Raw genomic sequence first — 400 nt, forward strand, 5'->3', positions numbered from 1 at the left:
TCGCCGAAAGCTTGTTAAAACAAACTTTCATTTTGCCTTAGCCTGCACCCCACCAGTGAAAGTGGTGCACAGTCTAAATTTTTATCACAATCCGAATTTTTAAAGAACGATTCTGAAAAAGATCAGAAATCAACATTCACGCTGCCTTACGACAGGAATGCTCATTTCTAAGCTTTGACAAGCAACTGCAATCAACAAGGGGTGTATGGTGGAGCCAAGCGGGATCGAACCGCTGACCTCCTGCGTGCAAGGCAGGCGCTCTCCCAGCTGAGCTATGGCCCCAGAGAACTGGTAGGTCTGGGCAGATTTGAACTGCCGACCTCACCCTTATCAGGGGTGCGCTCTAACCAACTGAGCTACAGACCTAAATACAGGCTGCTATCGTCTTCTTCAATGAATC

Annotated in this window: 2 tRNA genes; both read right to left on the bottom strand. The window is 47.8% G+C overall.

What is annotated here, in order from left to right:
* Nucleotides 1-206 precede the first annotated feature (206 nt).
* Nucleotides 207-282: transfer RNA gene (locus tag ACYAS9_RS24240), tRNA-Ala, on the bottom strand.
* 7 nt (nucleotides 283-289) lie between these two features.
* Nucleotides 290-366: transfer RNA gene (locus tag ACYAS9_RS24245), tRNA-Ile, on the bottom strand.
* Nucleotides 367-400 lie beyond the last annotated feature (34 nt).

This window comes from Pseudomonas sp. HP_08, assembly GCF_055284095.1.